The sequence below is a fragment of the Cellulomonas terrae genome (assembly GCF_007990265.1).
GTDB lineage: Bacteria > Actinomycetota > Actinomycetes > Actinomycetales > Cellulomonadaceae > Cellulomonas > Cellulomonas terrae.
In genome coordinates this window covers 1-19,270 of the sequence record NZ_BJWH01000035.1, presented here as the reverse complement: position 1 = coordinate 19,270, position 19,270 = coordinate 1, and the positions used below count along the sequence as shown (strand labels likewise).

The window sequence follows — 19,270 nt, the reverse complement described above, 5'->3', positions numbered from 1 at the left end:
GGCTGGCTCGCGGCCGTGGGCGCACCCGACGCGACGTTCGGGGCGTTCTTCGCGGCGGCCTCCAGCGCGCGCCGCTGGCGCACGGCGCCGACCGACCTGCTGACCGGCCTCGTCGGCACTCCGCACGCCGAGCCGTACGCGGTGGCGCTCGCGGAGGTGGTGTCCGCGGCGTGCGACCTCGGTCCCGCCCCGATCGACGTCATCGCGCGGGCCTCGTCCACGGCCGCGGTCCAGCGCGCCGCGGTCCACGGTCCGGTCCCGACGACGTCCCCCGAGCCACCGTCCGCGTTCGACCTGCCGCGCGTCGACCCGTCGATGTTCGACCTGTCCGCCCTCGCCCTCCCGCCGATGGGCGAGGAGAGCCTGGTCCCGGTCCACGGTGGCGACCGCCCGGCGCCGCAGACGATGCCCGTCGGCACGACGTTCGTGCCCGAGGAGAAGCCCGCCAAGTCCCTGGAGGAGCTCCTCGCCGAGCTCGACGCGCTCGTCGGCCTGAACCGGGTGAAGGCCGAGATCCGGCAGCAGACGCAGCTCCTGCGCGTCGAGCGCCTGCGCACCGAGGCCGGGCTGACCGCGCCGACCCTGACCCGGCACCTCGTGTTCCTGGGCAACCCCGGGACCGGCAAGACGACGGTCGCGCGCCTGGTCGCGGGGATCTACCGGGCGCTCGGGCTGCTGTCGAAGGGGCACCTGGTCGAGGTCGACCGGTCCGAGCTCGTCGCCGGGTATCTCGGGCAGACGGCCGTGAAGACGTCGGAGGTCGTCGCGACCGCCCTCGGTGGCGTGCTGTTCGTCGACGAGGCCTACGGCCTGGCCGAGGACCAGTACGGCGCGGAGGCCGTGAACACCCTCGTCAAGGACATGGAGGACCACCGCGACGACCTCGTGGTGATCGTCGCGGGCTACCCCGGGCCGATGGCGACGTTCCTCGCGACCAACCCCGGGCTGGAGAGCCGGTTCTCCACGACCGTCGAGTTCGACGACTACACCGACACCGAGCTGCGCGAGATCTTCGCCCGCGCCGCGGCCAAGGCGGACTTCGAGCCGACCCCCGAGTGCCTGGCCCGGTTCGAGGAGCTGGCGTCGCTGCAGATCCGCGACGAGGGCTTCGGGAACGGCCGGTACGCGCGCAACGTGCTCGACCAGGCGATCACCAGGCACGCCTGGCGGCTCCGGGACGTTGAGCAACCGACGGTGGACCAGCTGCGGCTGATCCTCCCGGAGGACCTGGTCCCGGCGGCCGACGAGCCCGAGCCCGTCGCGGACGCCGAGCCCGTCGAGGACGAGCCCGAGCACGCAGAGCACGACCACATCGAGGAGTCCGCGTGACGCAGACCATCGCCCCGTACGCGGCGCCTCCGACCACCGCGACCGCCCCCGTGCACCGGACCGGCCTGCGCGGCGCGCTGAGCCGCACCCCCGGTCGCCTCCGCGTGGCCGGGGTCGTGTCGGTGCTCGCCGCCGCCGCGGTGGGCGTCATCGGCCTGAACGCCGGCCTCGCACAGTCGCAGGCACTGTCGGACGCCGACGCGGACACCCGGCAGCTCGTCGGCATCCAGGACGTCCGCAACGACCTCGTCGTCGCCGACGCGACGGCGACGAACGCGTTCCTGGTCGGCGGTCTCGAGCCGCCCGAGCAGCGCGCCCGGTACGACGAGGCCGTCGCGGCCGCCGCGAACGGGCTCGCGCAGCTGGCCGGGTCCAACGCCGCCGACGCCGAGCTGCTGGGCCAGGCGACCGCCGGGCTGACCACGTACACCGGGCTCGTCGAGCAGGCCCGCGCCAACAACCGGCAGGGATTCCCGGTCGGTGCCGCGTACCTCGACCAGGCGTCGTCGGTCCTGCGCACCGACGTCCTCCCGCAGCTCGACGAGCTCGTGCAGGCCAACAGCGACCGCGTCGACGCGTCGTTCGACTCGGTCGCGTCGGTGCCGTGGCTGCTCGCGCTCGGCATCCTCGCGCTCGCGGTGCTCGTCGTGATCCAGGTCTGGCTGGCCAAGCGCACGCACCGGCGCCTCAACGCCGGGCTGTTCTGGTCCACGGTCCTGGCGCTCGTCGCGACGGTCGCGGGAGCGTTCGTGCTCGGCTCCGCGGCTGCGGAGGCCGGTGACGCGCGGTCCGGTCCGTACGACGCGACGGTCTCCGTGTCACAGGCGTACTCGCTGGCCAACGACGCGAAGTCCCAGGAGTCGTTCACGCTCATCAAGCGCGGCTCCGGGGCGGTGTACGAGGAGCAGTTCGTGCTCAAGACCGACGAGGCGCGCGAGCTGCTCCAGCGCCCGACCGTCGACACCGCGCTCGTCGGCCTGCTGGACGACTGGGTCGCGTCGCACCAGGAGATCCGCGCGCTCGACGACGGCGGCAGGTGGGACGAGGCGGTGGCCCTCGCGATCAGCGAGGAACCGGGCGCCCCGAACGACCTGTTCCAGACGTTCTCGACGGCGGCGTCCAGCAGCCTGGAGGCCAGCGCCGAGCAGACGCACGACGCCCTGGCCGGCTCGGGCGGCTCGTCGGTCCTGGTCGGCTGGCTGATGCTCGTCGCCGGTGTGCTGGCGGCGGTCCTGTCCTGGCGCGGCATCTCGAAGCGAGTGGAGGAGTACCGGTGACCACGACACGTCCCCGCACCGCGCTCGGGGCGGTGATCGCGTCGCTCGCGCTGCTCGCCGGCTGCGCGGGTGCTCCTGCGGCCGCCCCGGAGACCAGGCAGGAGGCGGCGGCCCCGGCCGCCCTGCCGGCCGCGACGGTGTGCGACGACTCCTTCGAGTCGACGATGTCCTACGCCCCGGACGGCGGGCCGACGCCGAACGTCGACGCGATCCGCGCGCGCGGCGCCCTGCTGGTCGGCGTCTCGGCCGACACGCTGCTCATGGGATCGCGCAACCCGCTGTCGGGCCAGATCGAGGGGTTCGACATCGACATGCTCCAGGCGGTGTCGGCCGCGATCTTCGGTGACGCGAGGCCGTTGCAGTTCCGCGTCATCACGTCGGCCCAGCGGCTCGAGGTGCTGGAGAACCACGAGGTCGACCTGGTGGCCCGCACGTTCACCATGAACTGCGAGCGGTGGGAGACCATCGCGTTCTCGGCGGAGTACCTGACCGCAGGGCAGAAGGTGCTGGTCACGCGGGACTCGGACGCGCAGAGCATCGAGGACCTCGAGGCCCTCGGCGAGCAGCGCGTGTGCGCCCCGGAGGGGACCACGACGCTGGAGCGGCTCCAGGAGACGTACCCCGGCGTCGAGGCCGTCCCCGCCCCGACGCACACCGGCTGCCTGGTGCTGTTCCAGCAGGGCAAGGTCGACGCCATCACCGGCGACGACACGATCCTGGCGGGGTTCGTCGCGCAGGACCCGTACGCGAAGGTCGTCGGCGACGCGTTCAGCGCGGAGCCGTACGGCATCGGGGTCGCGGCGGACCAGGTGGACCTCGCGCGGTTCGTCAACGGCGTGCTCGACGCGGCGAAGGCGGACGGCACCTGGGCGGCGTCCTACGACCGCTGGTTGGAGGCGCTCGGCCCCGCACCCGTCCCGCCGGTCTCGGTGTACGGGCGGGTCCCCAGCCCGTGAGCGGACCTGACGCGCCCGAGGCGCCCGGCAGGCTCGGGGAGCCGATCCCCGCGCCCCAGCTGCTCCGCTACCTCAGCGGCCTGGAGGCGTGGTTGGCGCACCGCCGTGCGGAGCTGGACCGGCTGGACCAGGCCGCGCAGGCGTCCCCCGCCTCGGAGAGCTACACGGACGACGTGCTCCTCGCGCTGACGATGTGGCAGGCCATCCGGACGCGCACCGACGAGCTGGTCGCGGTGTGGGACTCGGGCCGGGCGGACGCGGTCGACCGGGAGAAGATGTCGCAGCTCGTCTGGGGTCGGCTGGACTCGGGCCTGGGCGCGGCGCTGGTGTCCCTCGTCGAGGCCGTGACGCTGTGCGACGCGATGATCTCCCAGGTCCGGGCACGCCTGTCGTTCGACCCGGACACCGCCGACCAGGCGGCCCGGCTGCGCGGTCTGCGCGCCGGTCTGGTGCGCGCCGAGGACCTGGCGGGTGTCGACACGGCCGCGCGCGAGCTCGTCGCGAGCCTGCGCGCCCGGGAGCAGAAGCTCGTCGCGCAGGCGGCCCGCGGCGCCGACATCTCCGGCCCGCTGGCCGAGCTCGAGGCCCGTGCGGCCCTCGTGGAGCGTGACCTCATCGTGCAGGTCTCGCAGCGGCGCACGCTGGAGAAGGGCCGGGCCGACGCTCGGGCGACGATGGCGGCCCTGGAGCTGCGCGAGCCGACGTTGCACCAGCTGGCCGAGCGGTGCCGCCGCGAGATCGCGCACCCGCCCCGGCTCGCGGTGCCGGACGTGTCCCGCCTGGGGGAGGTGCCGAGCACGCGCACCGAGCTCGACGCGTTCGTCGACCGGCTCGCGGCCGTCGGCCGCGCGTTCGACGCCGTCGCCGACGCCTACAGCGCGCCTCTGCGCGAGCGCGCGGAGCTGCGCTACCGGCTGGAGGGTGCGCGCGCCGCGGCGGACGCGAACGGCCGCAGCTCCTCGCCGACGGTCCGTTCCGGGTACGACGAGGCTCGCGAGGTCGTCGCCCGGACGCCCTGTGACATCACCCTGACCCGCTTCCTCGTGGAGCAGTACGAGTACCTCACCCGAGACCTGCCCACGGTGGGTCAGGAGGGACGACGATGATCGCCTGCACCGAACCGGGCTGCACCGGGACCTACGAGGACGGCTACTGCAACGTCTGCGGTTCCCCGCAGTCCGCGACAGCCGGAGGGGCCGCACCCGCGTCCGCCACCTCGCTCCTCGGGACGGGTGTGGCCCAGGCCGCCCCGGACCGCGGTGCCGCCGCCACCGACCCGGACGCCGAGCGTTCGACGCGCACCGGGCGGACCAGCTCGAGCCGGCTGGCGACGGCCGCGCTCGGGTCGGCGCGCACCGTAGCGGTCGGCGCGTCGCGGCCCACCCGTCGCGTCGGGACGTCCTCGACCCGCCTGCGCGGCGCGCGCCTGGGTGCGGGTCTCACGACCGTGCCGGCCGCCCCGGTGCAGGACCCGCTGCAGGCGGTCATGGCCGTCGCCGAGGTGCCGGAGCGCAAGCGCTTCTGCCCGGCGTGCGGCGCCGAGGTCGGACGGTCGCGGGACGGGCTGCCGGGCCGGACGGCGGGGTTCTGCCCGAAGTGCGGCAACCGCTTCGACTTCACGCCCTCGCTGAACCCCGGTGACGTGGTCGGCGGTCAGTACGAGGTGGTCGGCTGCCTGGCGCACGGTGGCCTCGGCTGGATCTACCTGGCGCGCGACCGCAACGTCTCGGGCCGCTGGGTGGTGCTCAAGGGTCTGCTCAACTCCGGTGACCCGGACGCGTACGCGGCGGCGATCTCCGAGCGGCAGTTCCTGGCGGAGGTCGAGCACCCGCTGATCGTCGAGATCTACAACTTCGCCATGCACGAGGGTGCCGGCTACACCGTCATGGAGTTCGTCGGCGGCCGGTCGCTCAAGCAGATCCTGCAGGACCGCCGGGAGGCGGCCGGGGGAGTGGTCACCCCGCTGCCGGTGGACCAGGCGCTCGCGTTCGTCCTGGAGATCCTGCCCGCGTTCGCGTACCTGCACGACGTGGGCCTGCTGTTCTGCGACTTCAAGCCGGACAACGTGATCCAGCAGGGCGACGCGGTCAAGCTCATCGACCTCGGCGGCGTGCGCCGGATCGACGACCTGCACTCGGCGATCTTCGGCACCGTCGGCTACCAGGCCCCCGAGGTGCCCGAGGTCGGCCCGTCGGTGGCGTCCGACATCTACACGATCGGACGCACGCTGGCGACGCTGGTGCTCGACTTCCGCGGCAACACCAGCACGTACGTGGCGTCGCTGCCCGCGGTGTCCGACACCCCGGTGTTCCAGACCTACGACTCGTTCTACCGGCTGCTCGCCAAGGCGTGCGCGCTCGACCCGTCGGACCGGTTCGCGACGGTCGACGAGCTGCGCGCCCAGGTCCTCGGTGTGCTGCGCGAGGTCGTCGCCACCGACCGCGGCCCGGGCAGCCCCGCCCTGCACTCGGCCGCGTCGGTCCTGTTCGAGGCGCCGACGTCCGACGAGGCCGGCCACCCGCTGGCGTGGGATCAGCTGCCCGCGCTCAAGGTCGACGCGAGCGACCCGGCCGCGAGCTGGCTGGCCGGGGTCAACGTGAGCGACCCGGTGCAGCGCATCGCGGCGCTGGCCGACGCGCCGCAGGAGACGGTCGAGGTGCGCCTGCGCCGGACCACCGCGGCGATCGAGGCCGGGCAGCAGGACATGGTCGACCGGACGATCGCGCAGATCCTCGAGGACGACCCGTGGGAGTGGCGGGCCGCCTGGCTGGGCGGGCTCGCGCAGCTGAGCACCAACGACCCGGTCGCGGCGCGTGCGTCGTTCAACGCCGTCTACGGCCAGGTGCCCGGCGAGCTGGCGCCGAAGCTCGCGCTGGCCACCGCGTGCGAGCTGAGCGGAGAGCCGGACATCGCGGAGTCGCTCTACATCATCTGCGCGCGCTCCGACGCGAACTACACCGCACCGGCCGCGTTCGGGCTGGCCCGCATCCGCCGGGCGCGCGGGGACCTGCGCGGGGCGCTCGCGGCGCTCGACCTGGTCACCCCCACCCGCAGCTCCTACGTGGACGCCCGCATGATGCGCGCGCAGCTCCTGGCGACGTCCAGCGGAGACCTCACGTCGCTGTCCGACGCGCTCGCGAGCGTCCAGACCGTGTCCATCGAGCCGCGCGTCCGGGCTGCGCTGCGGGTCGACGTGCTGAGCTCGGCGCTCGCGGTCGTGCTGGACAAGGGCCCCTCCACGGCCGTGCAGGTTGGGGGCGTGCCCGCGCAGGAGCCGGAGCTGCGCGACGCCCTGGAGGCGGCGCTGCGGGAGTCGGCGGTGCTGAACGAGAGCCACGACGAGCGGATCGCCCTGGTCGACCAGGCCAACGCGGTCCGCCGGTGGACCACGTGGTGACCTGCGCGGCGTGCGGCACGATCGCCGAGGACGGCTCGACGTTCTGCGAGCACTGCGGTGCCCTCCTGGGCGCCCCGGCGCCGGCTCCGGTCGTGGTGGCAGCCGTCCCGGAGCCCCCCGAGGTCCCCGTCTGCCGGGCGTGCGGCGGCACGATCGCCGACGACGGGTACTGCGAGAGCTGCGGCGAGAAGGCCGTCTCCGAGCGGGACCACTGGAGCGAGCTCCCGTCCGCGCTGGTGGGTGGCGTCTGCGACCGCGGGCGGCGCAAGAGCCGCAACGAGGACGCGATGGCCCTCGCGCTCAGCGGTCCGACGGCCGTCCTCGTGGTCTGCGACGGGGTGTCGAACGTGCCGGACTCCGACATCGCGAGCCTCACCGCGGCGCGCGCCGCGCGGGACGTCCTGGTCACGGGCCCGGCGGGCAGCACGGTCGGTGCGTGGTCGGCGCTGCTGGTCACCGCGGCGGCGGCTGCCGACCAGGCCATCGCCGACGCCGTCGGAGACACCAGCGCGCGCGTCGAGCCGCCGTCGTGCACCTTCGTCGCCGCGGTCGTGGACGGGCCGACGGTCGTCGCCGGCTGGCTCGGGGACTCCCGGGTGTACTGGCTCCCCGACGAGGGCGACGCGCACCAGGTCAGCGTCGACGACTCGGCGGCGACCGAGATGATCGCGCGCGGCGTCCCGCGGGCCACGGCGGAGGCGTCGCGCGAGGGGCACGCCATCACCCGGTGGCTCGGGCCGGACGCCGAGACCGTGGTCCCCGGCACGGGCACCACGCGGGCGCAGGGACCCGGATGGGTGCTCGCCTGCTCGGACGGCCTGTGGAACTACTGCTCCGCGGCCGCCGACGTCGCCGACCTCGTGCACCGCACCGTCGCGCAGGTGGGGACCGCCCCCGACGTCGTCGCCGCGGAGCTGGTCCGCTGGGCGAACGAGCAGGGCGGGCACGACAACATCACCGCGGCGCTGGCCCGCGTCGCAGCACCCGTCGATACTGTCCACACCGACGAGACGGTGCCGGTCGACCCGGTACCGCCCGCAAGCTGATCGAGGAGCCACAGTGGCCGACTTCCGCACCGAGGTGTTCCAGAACGAGTTCCTCTCCGACGGTGCCACGGACGTGCACGCGATCGTCACCGTGACGAGCTCGGGCGCGGGCTCCGCGGTCAGCAGCTCCGGGGGCGTCGCGGAGATCGTCATCATCGACACCTCCGGGTCGATGAGCGGCCCGAACATCGACGCCGCCAAGTACGCGGCGCAGGTGGCGGTCGACCAGATCGCCGACGGCACGTGGTTCTCGATCATCGGCGGCAGCCACGTCGCCAACCGGGCCTTCCCGTACCCGAACGCGCCGGTCGCGATCGTGCAGATGGAGCCGGGCGCCCGCGAGGAGGCCAAGCGCGCCATCTCGTACATGCGCCCGTCGGGCGGCACCGCGATGAGCACGTGGCTGCGGCTGGCCGACGCGATCTTCGCCGAGGTGCCGCAGGTCGCCCAGAAGCACGCGATCCTGCTCACGGACGGCCGCAACGAGTCGGAGCCGCGCGCCGAGCTGTCGAGCGCGATCTACGACGTGACCGGGCACTTCCAGTGCGACGCCCGCGGTGTGGGCTCCAGCTGGGAGGTGGCCGAGCTGCGCGAGATCGCCACCGCGCTGCTGGGCACCGTGGACCTCATCCGCAACCCGGCGGACATCGCGGCGGACTTCAAGGCGCTGGTGAACGAGTCCATGTCGAAGGGTGTCGCCGACGCCGAGCTGCGCGTCTGGGCCCCGCAGGGTGCGCAGGTCCTGTTCGTGCGCCGCGTCGCCCCGACCGTCGAGGACCTCACGGCCCGGCGGACCGAGGTGAACGCCCTCACCGGTGCGTACCCGACGGGCGCGTGGGGCGACGAGTCCCGCGACTACCACGTGGCCGTCCGGGTGGCGTCGAAGCCGGTCGGGTCCGAACAGCTCGCGGCGCGCGTGCAGATCGCGGTCGGCGGCGAGGTGCAGGCGTCGGGGCTGGTCAAGGCGCGGTGGTCCGACGACAGCTCGCTGACCGCCCGCATCAACCCCGAGGTTGCGCACTACACGGGCCAGACCGAGCTCGCGTCGGTGATCCAGGAGGGGCTCGCCGCGAAGGCGTCGGGCGACGAGGCCACGGCGACGGTGAAGCTGGGCCGCGCGGTGCAGCTGGCCGCGGAGACCGGCAACGAGGAGGCCACCTCCCGTCTGCGGCGCGTGGTCGAGATCGACGACGAGGAGCAGGGCACCGTGCGCCTCAAGCGCAACACCGACAAGCTCGACGAGATGGCGCTCGACACCGCCTCGACGAAGACGACCCGGGTCCGCCGGTGAGCACCGTCACCTGCCCCAACGGACACCCCTCCACCTCGACCGACTACTGCGACGTCTGCGGTTCGCCCATCGAGGCGGCGGTCGCGGTCGAGGCGCCCTCCCCGGCAGCCGCGTCGTCGGCCGGCACCGCGACGACCTGCCCGCACTGCGGGGCACCTGCGTCGTCGCTCGCCCTGTTCTGCGAGGTCTGCGGCTACGACTTCACGACGGGCACGGCCCCGGCCCCCGTCGCGCCGCCGGTCTCCTCGCCGGCTCCCGCCCACCCGGTCTCGGCGCCCGTTCCCCTCACGGCTCCGGCCGCTGCGGACCCGTCAGCCGCGGCCGCACCCGATCCCGTCGGGGCGGCGCTGCCCACCCCGGCACCCGACGGCGAGGACTCCTGGGTCGCCGAGATCTGGGTGGACCCCGACTGGTACGCGGTGCAGAAGGCCGAGGACCCGATGCCGTCGGCCGGGCTGCCGGGCCTGGTCCCGCTGCGGGAGCGCAGCGTGCTCGTCGGCCGCCCGTCGGCGTCGCGCAACATCCACCCCGCGGTCGACTGCGGGACGGACTCGGGCGTGTCCCGCCGGCACTGCCAGCTCAACACCGACGGTCAGCGCTGGTGGGTGGAGGACCTGCAGTCCGCGAACGGCACGTACGTCAGCCGTGCCGGCGACCCGCTGCCGACGACCCCCATCCCGTCCGGCCAGCGTCGCGAGATCGAGGACGGCGACCGCCTGTACATCGGGGCGTGGACGCGCATCGTGATCCGGACGGCGCTGCCGGGCGAGGTCTGAGCTAGGCGCTGCCTGTGTCCATGCCGCCCTCGCCGTGCGCCCGTGCCCGGTGGTCGGCGGCGACCGCGCGGGCGGCGACCAGGGCCAGCAGGAGCCCGATGGTCAGCGCGCTCACGTGGCCGGCGTCGGTGAACGTCCGGGTGATCGCGCCGGGCACCAGCCAGTACACGGCCGTCGCGCCCAGGTACCACCAGCGCCACCGGGGCGGGACGGCGAGCACCAGGAACCCCATCGCCGCGGCCATGACGTAGCTGACGCCGACGTCGGTGGCGGCCGCGACGCTCTCGTCGACGAACCCGTGGAAGATCCCCGTGGCCAGCCCGGCGGCCACCACCAGGCCGGCGCCCACGTGACCGGCGAGCCCGACGACGAGGGATGCGAGCCGGCCGACGAACCGCTGCAGGTACGCCAGCACGACGAGGAGCTGCACGACGAGCGCGAGACCCCAGAGGCTCTCGACGACGAACGCGCTGCCGAGCATCGAGAGGACCGGCTCGGCGCGCAGGTTGTCCAGGTTGCCGCTGACGCGGGCCAGGATCTCGGCGGTGCGCTCCTCGGGCTGGAGCATCACGACCAGCGTCACGACGGTGACGGTCGCGCAGTAGGCGATGGCCAGGTCGGCGTGCGCGACGGTCCGGCCGACGTCGCGGAGCACGGTCCGGACGGTGTCGCCCGCGCCTCGCCTGCTCGGCGCGGGCCGCCCGTCGGTCATGCCGGTCACGCTACCGGCGGGCCCGCATCCCGGCCGGGGACGCCGAGGACCCGTCGTGCGGGCCGGGGTCTCGCCGGACGACCGGGTCCGCTAGCCGCGCGGCGGGTGCAGGCGGTTCGTCGCCTCGGCCAGGAGGCGCTCGAGCACCGCGTGCCGGTCCAGCGCCCGCAGCAGCGCGTCGTCGTCGTGGCTGCGGCGGGCGTCGTCGACGGCGTGGTGCGCCTGGCTGGTGGCTGACGCGAGCCGGAACCAGGAGGCACCGGCGAGCTCCCGCCGGACCTGCGCCTCGACCTCCGGGGCGATGTGGTGATGCTGATCGATGACGGTCATGTCCTCGACCCCCTTCCTCGTCGTGCTGTCTCCCATGCTGCTCGCGACCACCCACACGGGTGTGACGACACGCGCGGCACTACCGAGGAGGAGCGCGCGGACGTCGTCGACATACATTCCGCCGACCCCGAGAAATGCTGCGCAGTGCCCTCTACCTCGGCATTCCCGAGGCCTTTTCTGAGCCCTTTCCGCGAGGCCGTGGTAGCGCGTCCACGCAGGTCAGAGAGTGCGCTTCCCCACCAATCTGTACCGGGCAAGACGGACGAAGCGGTCCTTGACTTCGTCCTGTGACGGTTGTTAGCGTCGCTGTGAACCATTAGTACACACTCCTTACATATTCGACGCTCCGACGATGGACAGGGGAACCGCACGATGGCTTTCGCCCAGCACTCCAGCTCGACCCCGACGGGACGACGACGTCCCGTCCTGATCACCACGGCTCTCGCCGCGGTGATGACGCTGCTCGCCGCCCTGGTCGTGACCCAGCCGGCGTTCGCAGCAGGTTCGATCGGCGCCACCTTCACCTCCGCCGGCGACTGGGGCAACGGCCACCAGGTCAACGTCAAGGTGACCAACTCCGGGTCCGCGCCGGTGAGCGGCTGGACCCTCGAGTTCGACCTCCCCGCCGGGGACACCATCAGCAGCTCGTGGGACGCCGACGTCACACGTGCCGGGAACCACTACACGGCGAAGGCCAAGAGCTGGGCCGGCCCGCTCGCGCCCGGGGCGTCGTTCACCTGGGGCTACGTCGCGACGGGTCCGTTCAAGGCGCCCACGGCGTGCAGCATCAACGGCGTCGCCTGTACCGGGGGAACCCCCACCAGCACGCCGACGACCACCCCGACCCCGACCCCGACGCCGACCACGCCGACGCCGACCCCGACCACCACCACGCCGCCGCCCCCGGGTGGCAAGAAGCTCGTCGGCTACTTCGCCGAGTGGGGCGTCTACGGCCGCAACTACCACGTGAAGAACATCCAGACGAGCGGCTCGGCCTCGAAGCTGACGCACATCCTCTACGCGTTCGGCAACACCACCGGCGGGCAGTGCTCGATCGGTGACTCGTACGCGGCCTACGACAAGGCGTACACGGCGGCCGACTCCGTCGACGGCGTCGCCGACACGTGGGACCAGCCGCTGCGCGGCAACTTCAACCAGCTCAAGAAGCTCAAGGCCATGAACCCGGGCCTCAAGGTCATCTGGTCGTTCGGCGGCTGGACCTGGTCGTCCGGCTTCACGCAGGCCGCGGCCAACCCGACCGCGTTCGCCGACTCCTGCTACAACCTGCTCAACGACTCCCGCTGGGCCGGCCTGTTCGACGGCATCGACATCGACTGGGAGTACCCGAACGCGTGCGGCCTGTCGTGCGACTCGAGCGGCCCCGCGTCGTTCAACAACGTCATCACGGCGCTGCGCAACAAGTTCGGCAGCAGCAAGCTGATCACGGCGGCCATCACGGCCGACGGCAGCAACGGCGGGAAGATCGACGCCGCCGACTACGCCGGTGGGGCGCAGAAGCTCGACTGGATCATGCCGATGTCCTACGACTACTTCGGGGCGTTCAACCCGACGGGTCCGACGGCGCCGCACTCGCCGCTGACGTCCTACGCGGGGATCCCGCAGGCGGGCTTCAACACCGAGGCGGCCGTCAACAAGCTCATCGCGAAGGGCATCCCGGCGAACAAGATCCTGCTCGGCGTCGGCTTCTACGGCCGCGGCTGGACCGGGGTCACGCAGACCGCACCCGGCGGCTCGGCGACGGGTGCTGCGCCCGGCACCTACGAGGCCGGCATCGAGGACTACAAGGTCCTCAAGAACAGGTGCCCGGTCACGGGCACGGTCGGCGGGACCGCGTACGCCAAGTGCGGCTCCGAGTGGTGGGGCTACGACACGCCCAGCACGCTGGCCGGGAAGACGTCCTGGGCCAAGACCAAGGGTCTCGGCGGCGCCTTCTTCTGGGAGCTCTCCGGTGACACCTCCAACGGCGAGCTGATCAGCGCGCTGTCCAACGGCCTGAAGTAGGCCACCCACGCTGACGCCCGGCCGCCGGTCCTCTCCCCGGCGGTCGGGCGTCATGTGTTTTCACCCGATATGCCCCGGTTCTGCAGCAGTAAACTGGGCGATCGGGCCCACGCAGGGGGCCCGCGCGACAGAGGAGTCGTGTGATGAGGCGTGCATTCGTGTCGGTCGTGCTGCTGTTGAGCGCGTTCCTGGTCGTCCCGGCGTCGCCCGCTGCTGCGGCGCCGTACTGCGGACTCGTGTGGGGGTCTCTCGACGAGACGGCGGGCGACCTGTGGCCGTCGCCGATCGTCAACGTCCGGACCGGTCAGCACGCGTGCTACGACAGGCTCGTCGTGGATGTCGCCGGTGACGTCGGCGGGTACCACGTGTCCTACGGCCGGTACCTGGTGAACCCCGGTTCGGGTGAGGCCACGGCCCTCCGCGGCGGCATGGTGCTGCAGATCACGGTGAACAACCCGGCCCACGACGAGAGCTACAACCCGACGTACACCCCGGCAGACCCCCGCGAGCTGACCAACGTCTCGGGGTACCGCACGTTCCGCCAGGTCGTGTTCGCAGGGACCTACGAGGGGTACACGACCATCGGGCTCGGCGTCCGGGCGCGGCTGCCCTTCCGGGTCTTCGTGCTCGACGGACCGGGCACGTGGTCACGCCTGGTGGTGGACGTCGCGCACCGCTGGTGATCCAGCCAGCAGGTCCCGCACGACCGCCGCGGTGGCCTCCGCGGGGATGCCGTGGTCAGCGCCCCCGGGGACGACCACGTGGCTGGCGCGCGGCAGCAGTCCGGCGAGAGCGGCGGCGGACTCCGGCAGGCCCGGCCAGGTCTGCGCGCCCGTGATCACGACCGTCGGGACGTCCACCGCGCGCATCGCCGGTGTCGGCACACCGAGCACCGACGTGATCGTCGCGTCGTACACGGTGCTCTGCGCGATCGCGACCAGCGGCGCCCAGCCCGGGGAGCTGCGGAACTGTTCGACCAGGGGAGCGGGGATGCCGACGCCCTCGGTCTGGAACAGTGCGACGGCGTCGCCCGGCCTCCCGTCGGCGATCAGCGCCGTCAGGCGCTGCGGCAGGTCCGCGGGCCGCGCGGGCAGGGTGCCCAGCGCGAACGGGGCCTCGTAGAGCGCCAGGTGGGTGACCGGCAGGCCGGCTGCGGCCGCTGCGAGCGCCAGGTTGCCGCCGGAGGAGAACCCGAAGACCGCCGCGCTCCCGCCCGCGACGTCGATGACGGCAGCGAGGTCCTCGATCTCGCGCTCGATCGCGTACGGCGTCGTGTCGCCGCTGCGTCCGCGCGCGCGGCGGTCGTAGGTGACCACGGTGTGGTCGCTCTCCAGCAGCGCCGCGAGGTCGGCGCACGTGGTGTGGTCGTTGAACGCGCCGGTCGCGACGACGACGGCCGGGCCGGCCCCGGCGTGCACGTACGCGATCGTGGTGCCGTCGGCGGAGGTGAGGGTCTGCATGGGGTCTCCTTCGTGGGTGGTCTCACGAGGAGGACGAAGAGCACCGCGGTCGATGGACACTGTCCATCGAGGCGCCCGCCGCTCGTCCAGGGGTACGGACCACTCGCCGACAGTCAGGAGCCGTCATGCAGTACCTGTTGCTCATCAGTGCCGACGAGGAGCTCGCGGCGACGCGGATGCGCGAGGGGGCGTTCGGCTCGTTCGACGCCTGGTTCACGGACCTGGAGCAGCGGGGGGTGCTGCGCGCGCACGTCGGGCTGCACGAGAGCGCGACCGCGACGACCGTGCGGCTCCGCGACGGGGAGGTGCTGCTCACCGACGGCCCGTTCGCGGAGGGGCGCGAGCAGGTGGGTGGGCTCGCCGTCGTGGACTGCGCCGACCTCGACGAGGCGGTCGCGATCGCGGCGGCGCACCCCGCGGCGGTGTTCGGGCAGGTGGAGGTCAGGCCGGTGCGGGTCTCGTGACCGACGACGTCGAGCGGGTCCTCGCCGACACGTTCGCCCAGGACTGGGGGCGGCTCGTCGCCACCCTCATCCGGGTCACGGGCGACTGGGACCTGGCCGAGGAGTGCACCCAGGACGCGTTCGCCGCGGCCCTGCGCACCTGGCGTCGCGACGGCATCCCGGACGTGCCGCGCGCCTGGCTCACCACGACCGCGCGCAACCGCGCGGTGGACCGCATCCGGCGGGAGCGGGTCGGCGCCGAGAAGCTGCGGTCGCTCGTCGACGAGCCCGTCGAGCCCGTCGAGCCCGACCTGGACGCCCTGGAGAGCGGTGTCGCCGACGACCGCCTGCGGCTCCTGTTCACCTGCTGCCACCCGGCGCTGTCCCTCTCGTCGCGCGTCGAGCTCGCGCTGCGGACCCTGTGCGGGCTGACGACGGCGGAGATCGCGCGCCTGTTCGGGGTGCCCGAGCCGACGATGGCCAAGCGGCTGGTGCGGACCAAGCACAAGATCGCCGTGGCCGGCATCCCGTACCAGGTGCCGTCGGCGGCTCGGCTGCCGGAGCGCACCCCTGCGGTGCTCGCGGTGCTGTACCTGATGTTCACGGAGGGCTACACGGCGACCGCGGGACCGCACCTGGTCCGGGTCGACCTCTGCCACGAGGCGATCGACCTGGCCCGCGCCCTGGCGGGGCTGGTCCCCGACGACCCGGAGGCCGCGGGCCTGCTCGCGCTGATGCTGCTCCAGCACGCCCGCGCGGAGGCCCGCACGGACGTCGACGGCGGCCTCGTCCCACTGGAGGAGCAGGACCGCAGCGCCTGGGACCGCACCGCGGTCGACGCCGGCCTGGCCGAGCTGGGCCGGGCCGTCCGACGCGAGCGCGTCGGCCCGTACCAGCTCCAGGCGCTGATCGCGGCGTGCCACGCGACCGCACCGACGGCCGCGGACACGGACTGGGACCGGATCGTGAGTCTGTACGAGGAGCTCGTGCACGTGCTGCCGTCGGCGGCCGTGCAGGTGAACCGGGCGGTCGCGGTCGGCATGGCCCGCGGCCCGCAGGCCGGCCTCGACGCGCTGGCCGGGACCCCGAACCACCCGTTGCGCCCGGCCGTCCGCGCCGACCTCCTGCGTCGGCTCGGCCGCGCCGACGAGGCGGCGTCCGCGTACCGCGAGGCGCTCGCCCGGACGACGAACCAGGCCGAACAGGTCTACCTCCAGGGCAGGTTGCGCGCCTGAGGCCTACTGTCGCGGGATGGGGCCGGTGCGTCGCATGCAGCAGGTGGAGGTGGTCGACGACGGCCACCCGGCCGCCGCTGCGGACGAGGCCCAGGGCCCCGGGCGCGTCCGGCGCTGGTGGGTCGTCCTGCTCGTCGTCGCCCTCGTCCTGGTCGGCGCCCAGCTCGCTCTCGCCGCGCGCGACCGCTCGTCGTCGACCCGCTTCGCGCAGCTGCCCGGTGCTCTGCCCCCGGTCGAGGCGGACGTGCGCGTGCTCTGGCGGGTCGACGGGGCCGACACGGAGGTGCTGACCGAGGGGGTCGAGGTCGACGGGGACGTCGTCGGGGTGCGCACCGGGCCGGACGGGGCGCAGAGCGTCGTCGCGCTCGACCTGCGCACGGGGGACGAGCGGTGGTCGGCGCCGCTCGCCGACCCCGACACGGTGCTGGCGCAGCGCGGCGCACGCGCCTCGGTGACGTCGTGCCTGCCGGTGCCCGACGCGCAGCCGGGCTCCACCGAGCCCCGGGTGGCCTGCCTGGTGTCCGACGCGCTGCTGGCCATCGGGATCCGGGGGCGCCTGACCGTCACCCGACCGCCGACGACGTCGCGGGTCGTGGTGGTCGACGCCGCGGACGGACGGGTGGTCGCGGACCGGACGGCACCGCCCGCGATCGCGTTCGCGGTGCTGCCCGGGCTCGTCGCCGTCGGGGTCCCCGGTCACGACGGGCACGCCGAGGTCGCCGCGCAGGACCTGCTCACCGGTGAGGTCCTCTGGCAGCACAGCTCCCCACGGCCGGCGCTGGACCCGGTCGGCGACGTCTCGGGCTTCGGGGTGCTCGCGCTGGGGGACCAGGTGGCGGTGCTCGAGGTCGGCTCCCACGTGACGCTGCTCGGGGCCGACGGCACGGTGACGCGGGAACGTCAGCGGTACGACCGGCTCTCCCGCGACGAGGCGGACACCCGCCTGGAGGTGCTCTCGGGCTACCTGGCCTTCCGGCCGGTCACGACCATCGTGCGACCCGGCGAGTCCGACGTGACGATCCCCGGCCGCCTGGTCCACCGGGCCGTCGACGACGGCAGCCTGCCGGGCGTCGAGCTGATCGAGGGCTCCCGCATGCAGGCCCGGGACGGCACGACGGGCGACCGGCTGTGGCAGACCGACCGGCACACGAGCGGCCCCGTGCTCGTCGTGGACGGGCTGGTCTACTGCACGAGCGGCGACGCGCCCGGGGAGCTCGTGGCGTACGACGGCCGGACCGGGGCGCTCGTCTGGTCGGCGAGCGTCGGCTCCTACGACCAGCTGGCCCGGCTGATGACCGACGGCCGGGTCCTGCTCGTCGGGCTCACCCCGGAGGAGGACGCCCCGGCGGGGTCGCTCGTCGCGTTCTCCCTGACCGACGGCGAGCGGCTGTGGCGCGTGCCGCTGCCCGACGGGCTCGACGCGGCGTGGACCCTGGGGCACGTCCTCGTCGCCGGCGAGGGCGGCGACCCGACGCCCACGGCCGTCCTGGGCAGCCCATGAGCCTCGCCCGGCCGGCGCGCACCGGCGCGATGCAGCACGTCGAGCTCGACGAGGCGGGCGACCCCGTCCCCGCCCCGGCTCCTGCTGCCCGTCGCCGGGGCGCGTGGCGGTGGGTCGTCGGCGCCGCGGCCGTCGTCGCCGTGGGGCTCGCCGGGACGCAGGCCGTCCTCGACGCGCGCGAGCGTGCGACCACGGAGCGTCTCGCGGCGACGCCGGGCGTCGTGCGGGCCGTCGGTGCCGACGTCGGGGTGCTCTGGGAGCCGGACCCGACGCAGTCCGCGGTGATCGCGCAGGGCATCGACGTCGACGGGGCGGTCCTCGGGCTCGCCGTCGCCGCCGACGGGTCCCAGGCGTTCGTCTCCCTCGACCAGCGCACCGGCCGGGAACGGTTCCGCACGCCGCTGCTCGGACCGGACGCCGACCGGGCGCGGTCCCTCGACCGGACCGCAGCCGGCACGTGCGTCGCGGTCCCGGTCGACGAGGGATCGCCCGAGCTGGCCGCGTGCCTGGTCAGCGACGGTTTCGTGCAGTACGGCGACGAGGGCGTCGAGACCCGCAAGCCCGCGACGACCACCCGGGTGGTCGTCCTGGACACCCGCGACGGGCACGTCGTGGCCGACACGTCCGCGCCGGGCGCGACCGCGCTCGCGGCGGTGCGCGGACTGGCTGTCGTGGCCGTCCCCGCGCGGGACGCACAGACGGAGGTGACGGGCCGGGACCTGCTGACGGGTGAGGTCCGCTGGCGGTTCCGCCCGCCCGCGCCCGGTGCCGACCGGCGCGCGTTCGCCGACGACGTGCGCCTGGTCGGCGTCGACGGCCTGGTCGGCGTCGCGGTCCCGGGCTGGTCCGCGACCGTCCTGTCGTCGTCGGGCGAGGTGCTGCGTGCCAGCCGGCCGGGCGACGCCGACCACGTGCTCGACCCCGTGGCCGGCCGGCTCGTCCTGCTGTCCACCACCGGGTCGGGCACCCTGCTGTCCACGCTCGTCGAGCGCGGCCGCGCGGACGTCGACGTGCCGGGCGAGGTCCTGTCGTTCACGGTGGACGACGGCAGCGTGCCGGAGCTCGTCCTGACGTCCAGCGGAGACGTGCGCGGCTGGGACGCGGCCACCGGCGAGCAGCGTTGGAGGTCCGACGTCGTCGCGTCCTCGAACGCCCTGGTCCTCGACGGGCGGGTGTACGTCAGCACGCGGGCCGGGGTGGTCGCGCTCGACGGCCAGACCGGTGACCTGCTGTGGCGGGCCGCGACCGTCGCGGGCACCGCGCCGGGGTTCCTCGTCACGGACGGACGCAACGTGGTCACCGCCGAGCAGCACGTCAGCGGCGGGACCAGCGAGCTCGTCGCCTACGGCCTCGACGACGGGCGCACCGTGTGGCGGGTCCGGTTCCCCGACAGCCTGCGGTTCAGCCTCTCCGTCGGGCACCTGCTGCTCGGCCGGGGCATGGACGGGCGGGTGGCGGTGCTCGGCTAGGGACGGGCGCCCCCGGGGTTCCGCCG

Annotated in this window: 17 protein-coding genes; 14 read left to right on the top strand and 3 right to left on the bottom strand. The window is 74.0% G+C overall.

Annotated features, from left to right (window positions below):
* From CTE05_RS19545 to CTE05_RS19510, 8 genes are all read left to right on the top strand, one after another.
* A partial coding sequence (locus tag CTE05_RS19545; RefSeq protein ID WP_246123771.1) for an AAA family ATPase occupies positions 1-1,329 on the top strand: 1,329 nt, incomplete at its 5' end.
* Positions 1,326-2,606 carry a GlnX family signal transduction membrane protein gene (locus CTE05_RS19540; protein WP_146847968.1) on the top strand — a complete coding sequence of 427 codons (1,281 nt, stop codon included), beginning with the start codon at positions 1,326-1,328 and terminating at the stop codon, positions 2,604-2,606. The genes CTE05_RS19545 and CTE05_RS19540, both read left to right, overlap by 4 nt.
* Positions 2,603-3,562 (top strand): glutamate ABC transporter substrate-binding protein, encoded by a 960-nt coding sequence (locus tag CTE05_RS19535; RefSeq protein WP_246123770.1) that lies wholly within the window; start codon positions 2,603-2,605, stop codon positions 3,560-3,562. Before CTE05_RS19540 ends, CTE05_RS19535 begins: the two co-directional genes overlap by 4 nt.
* Complete coding sequence (locus tag CTE05_RS19530) at positions 3,559-4,668, top strand: hypothetical protein (protein WP_146847967.1); 1,110 nt, start codon at positions 3,559-3,561, stop codon at positions 4,666-4,668. Before CTE05_RS19535 ends, CTE05_RS19530 begins: the two co-directional genes overlap by 4 nt.
* Complete coding sequence (locus CTE05_RS19525; RefSeq protein WP_146847966.1) at positions 4,665-6,959, top strand: serine/threonine-protein kinase; 2,295 nt, start codon at positions 4,665-4,667, stop codon at positions 6,957-6,959. The genes CTE05_RS19530 and CTE05_RS19525 overlap by 4 nt, the downstream gene beginning before the upstream one ends.
* Positions 6,944-8,005, top strand: coding sequence for a PP2C family protein-serine/threonine phosphatase (locus CTE05_RS19520; protein ID WP_246123769.1), 1,062 nt, complete (start codon positions 6,944-6,946; stop codon positions 8,003-8,005). The genes CTE05_RS19525 and CTE05_RS19520 overlap by 16 nt, the downstream gene beginning before the upstream one ends.
* A 13-nt stretch (positions 8,006-8,018) precedes the next feature.
* Positions 8,019-9,296, top strand: coding sequence for a vWA domain-containing protein (locus tag CTE05_RS19515; protein ID WP_146847965.1), 1,278 nt, complete (start codon positions 8,019-8,021; stop codon positions 9,294-9,296).
* The gene (locus tag CTE05_RS19510; protein WP_146847964.1) at positions 9,293-10,072 is read left to right on the top strand and encodes a double zinc ribbon and FHA domain-containing protein; all 780 of its coding nucleotides are present in this window, start codon (positions 9,293-9,295) and stop codon (positions 10,070-10,072) included. The genes CTE05_RS19515 and CTE05_RS19510 overlap by 4 nt, the downstream gene beginning before the upstream one ends.
* Position 10,073: 1 nt before the next feature.
* On the opposite strand, the gene CTE05_RS19505 is transcribed toward CTE05_RS19510, so the two are convergent.
* Positions 10,074-10,784 (bottom strand): rhomboid-like protein, encoded by a 711-nt coding sequence (locus CTE05_RS19505; RefSeq protein ID WP_146847963.1) that lies wholly within the window; start codon positions 10,782-10,784, stop codon positions 10,074-10,076.
* A gap of 90 nt (positions 10,785-10,874) precedes the next feature.
* The gene (locus tag CTE05_RS19500) at positions 10,875-11,114 is read right to left on the bottom strand and encodes a hypothetical protein (RefSeq protein WP_146847962.1); all 240 of its coding nucleotides are present in this window, start codon (positions 11,112-11,114) and stop codon (positions 10,875-10,877) included.
* A gap of 372 nt (positions 11,115-11,486) precedes the next feature.
* On the opposite strand from CTE05_RS19500, the gene CTE05_RS19495 reads away from it, so the two are divergent.
* On the top strand, positions 11,487-13,136 hold the full coding sequence (locus CTE05_RS19495) for a glycosyl hydrolase family 18 protein (RefSeq protein WP_186814947.1): 1,650 nt from the start codon (positions 11,487-11,489) through the stop codon (positions 13,134-13,136).
* Positions 13,137-13,279: 143 nt separating this feature from the next.
* A complete protein-coding gene (locus CTE05_RS19490) occupies positions 13,280-13,819 on the top strand; it encodes an AMIN-like domain-containing (lipo)protein (RefSeq protein ID WP_146847961.1) in 540 nt (179 codons plus the stop codon).
* Here the strand turns inward: CTE05_RS19490 and CTE05_RS19485 are convergent.
* Positions 13,784-14,596: an alpha/beta fold hydrolase gene (locus tag CTE05_RS19485; protein ID WP_146847960.1), complete on the bottom strand. Its 813-nt coding sequence runs from the start codon at positions 14,594-14,596 to the stop codon at positions 13,784-13,786. The genes CTE05_RS19490 and CTE05_RS19485 overlap by 36 nt on opposite strands.
* A gap of 125 nt (positions 14,597-14,721) precedes the next feature.
* On the opposite strand from CTE05_RS19485, the gene CTE05_RS20495 reads away from it, so the two are divergent.
* From CTE05_RS20495 to CTE05_RS19470, 4 genes are read left to right on the top strand one after another with little or no spacing between them, the layout of a single operon-like run.
* A complete protein-coding gene (locus CTE05_RS20495) occupies positions 14,722-15,060 on the top strand; it encodes a YciI family protein (RefSeq protein WP_222595524.1) in 339 nt (112 codons plus the stop codon).
* Positions 15,057-16,274, top strand: coding sequence for an RNA polymerase sigma factor (locus CTE05_RS19480; RefSeq protein WP_222595523.1), 1,218 nt, complete (start codon positions 15,057-15,059; stop codon positions 16,272-16,274). Before CTE05_RS20495 ends, CTE05_RS19480 begins: the two co-directional genes overlap by 4 nt.
* Before the next feature lie 34 nt (positions 16,275-16,308).
* Positions 16,309-17,775 (top strand): outer membrane protein assembly factor BamB family protein, encoded by a 1,467-nt coding sequence (locus CTE05_RS19475; RefSeq protein WP_146847958.1) that lies wholly within the window; start codon positions 16,309-16,311, stop codon positions 17,773-17,775.
* On the top strand, positions 17,772-19,244 hold the full coding sequence (locus tag CTE05_RS19470) for an outer membrane protein assembly factor BamB family protein (protein ID WP_146847957.1): 1,473 nt from the start codon (positions 17,772-17,774) through the stop codon (positions 19,242-19,244). The genes CTE05_RS19475 and CTE05_RS19470 overlap by 4 nt, the downstream gene beginning before the upstream one ends.
* Positions 19,245-19,270 lie beyond the last annotated feature (26 nt).

Excerpts from the sequence above, each read along its gene's own strand:
- CTE05_RS19525 (WP_146847966.1), top strand. The coding sequence starts at position 4,665 with ATGATCGCCTGCACCGAACCGGGCTGCACCGGGACCTACGAGGACGGC.
- CTE05_RS19495 (WP_186814947.1), top strand. The coding sequence starts at position 11,487 with ATGGCTTTCGCCCAGCACTCCAGCTCGACCCCGACGGGACGACGACGT.
- CTE05_RS19490 (WP_146847961.1), top strand. The coding sequence starts at position 13,280 with ATGAGGCGTGCATTCGTGTCGGTCGTGCTGCTGTTGAGCGCGTTCCTG.
- CTE05_RS19470 (WP_146847957.1), top strand. The coding sequence starts at position 17,772 with ATGAGCCTCGCCCGGCCGGCGCGCACCGGCGCGATGCAGCACGTCGAG.
- CTE05_RS20495 (WP_222595524.1), top strand. The coding sequence starts at position 14,722 with ATGCAGTACCTGTTGCTCATCAGTGCCGACGAGGAGCTCGCGGCGACG.
- CTE05_RS19505 (WP_146847963.1), bottom strand. The coding sequence starts at position 10,784 with ATGACCGACGGGCGGCCCGCGCCGAGCAGGCGAGGCGCGGGCGACACC.
- CTE05_RS19500 (WP_146847962.1), bottom strand. The coding sequence starts at position 11,114 with ATGACCGTCATCGATCAGCATCACCACATCGCCCCGGAGGTCGAGGCG.
- CTE05_RS19475 (WP_146847958.1), top strand. The coding sequence starts at position 16,309 with ATGCAGCAGGTGGAGGTGGTCGACGACGGCCACCCGGCCGCCGCTGCG.
- CTE05_RS19485 (WP_146847960.1), bottom strand. The coding sequence starts at position 14,596 with ATGCAGACCCTCACCTCCGCCGACGGCACCACGATCGCGTACGTGCAC.